This is a genomic window from Thauera butanivorans NBRC 103042, from assembly GCF_001591165.1.
Taxonomy (GTDB): Bacteria; Pseudomonadota; Gammaproteobacteria; order Burkholderiales; family Rhodocyclaceae; genus Thauera; species Thauera butanivorans.
This window is the reverse complement of the sequence record NZ_BCUG01000070.1, coordinates 1-1,587: the sequence shown is the minus strand read 5'-3', so window position 1 is coordinate 1,587 and position 1,587 is coordinate 1. Positions and strand designations below refer to the sequence as shown.

3 protein-coding genes are annotated in these 1,587 nt (G+C 63.4%); all 3 read right to left on the bottom strand.

The window, feature by feature from the left end:
- The coding region (locus tag TBU01S_RS20505; RefSeq protein WP_369404222.1) for an antitoxin Xre-like helix-turn-helix domain-containing protein at positions 1-241 on the bottom strand (241 nt) is incomplete at its 3' end.
- An 85-nt stretch (positions 242-326) separates the two neighbouring features.
- The gene (locus TBU01S_RS24135; RefSeq protein WP_174524558.1) at positions 327-488 is read right to left on the bottom strand and encodes a hypothetical protein; all 162 of its coding nucleotides are present in this window, start codon (positions 486-488) and stop codon (positions 327-329) included.
- 30 nt (positions 489-518) lie between these two features.
- Positions 519-1,587, bottom strand: a 1,069-nt coding sequence (locus tag TBU01S_RS20500; protein ID WP_068639356.1) for a Zn-dependent hydrolase, incomplete at its 5' end; no start/stop codon positions are given.

Genomic DNA, 1,587 nt, shown 5'->3' with positions numbered 1-1,587 from the left:
GGCGCAGGTTCTTGTGGATACCCAGCAAGTGGCCCACGCGCTCATACTGGTCACGGCTGGTGCCGATCGGTTTGCCGCTGCGATAGTTCGACAGGGCAGCACGATTGCTGGCGGCGATACCCAGCAGTGCAGCCTGATCCTCGGTGCTCAGCTTCCAGTGGTCGAACAAGGCCATGACCATCTTGGCCAGGGCACCACGGTCTTGTGACGCGCTCACTTCGCGCTTGGCTACGGCACCCATGCCTGACTCCTTGTGCGTGATTGGTCAGCGACTTGAGTATAGGATGACGTTTCGAATAGCACAAATATTGTTTTAAATAAAACAATCAGTGCGCCCGCAGCCAACGCGTCGGCAGCGTGGCGAGCAGCACACCCAGCACGGCCACGCCCAGCGCAAGCACCTGGGTGCCGTTGAGCGCTTCACCCAGCACCAGCGCTCCGACCACGCCGGCGGTCGGCGCATTGGTGGGGCTGATGCCGGCGATCATGCAAGCTGATGAGACTCCGCGGTCGACTGGTCAGCCAGTGCTCAGACGCCGCTGCACCACATCGAACAGTACCTGCGCGCCTTTGACGAGTTGCGCATCGTCGGTGTGTTCGCGCGGATTGTGGCTGATACCACCCCGACTGGGAACGAAGATCATGGCTGACGGCGCAATGCGCGCAATCATCTGCGCATCGTGGCCAGCGCCCGAGGTCATGCGCCGGTACGTGAAGCCGAAGCTCTTTGCCGAAGCTTCAATTTCATCGGCCAGACCGGCATCGAAGACCACTGGCTCAAATCGTGCCAAACGCTCGGTCTCGATCCCGACCCCCTCGCGCTCAGCGATCTCCAGCAGGAAATCGGCCAGCTGCTTTTCGGCAGCCTGCAGGCGGGCCTCGTCCGGATCACGCAGATCCACGGTGAAGCTCGCCTTGCGCGGGATGACGTTGATCAGATCAGGCTCCAGGCGCAGCGAGCCGGTCGTGGCCAACGTCGTGTCCGGAGCGGCGGCCACAACCTGCTCGCGCAGGAATGCCACGATGGCCGATGCGACATACCCTGCATCATGGCGTAGCCGCGTCGGCGTGGTGCCGGCATGGTTGGCGGTGCCATGCACGGTGATCTTCTGCCAGGAAATGCCTTGCAGGTTTTCGACCACGCCGATCTCGAGCCCCTCGGCTTCCAGGATGGGCCCCTGCTCGATGTGCAGCTCCAGGTACTCCCGCGGCATGATCGCCCCCGGCTCCATGTCACCCGCGTAACCGATGCGCGCGAGTTCGTCACCCAGACGCGTGCCGTCGGAGCCGATGGTATCGAGCATGGCTGGCAGCGAAGCTCCCCCCGCATAGGTCAGCGAGCCCATCATGTCGGGCTGGTACCGCACCCCTTCCTCGTTGGTGAAAGCAGCCACGACGATCGCACGCGCAGGCGTCACGCCTGCAGCCCGGTAGGCACGAACGACCGCCAGGCCGGCAAGAACGCCGTAGCAGCCGTCCAGCGCCCCTGCATTGCACACCGTGTCGATGTGCGAACCGATCATCAAGGGTTGCAGGCCCGCTCCTTGGTCGGCACCATGCAAGATGCCAAGGATGTTGCCGATGCGG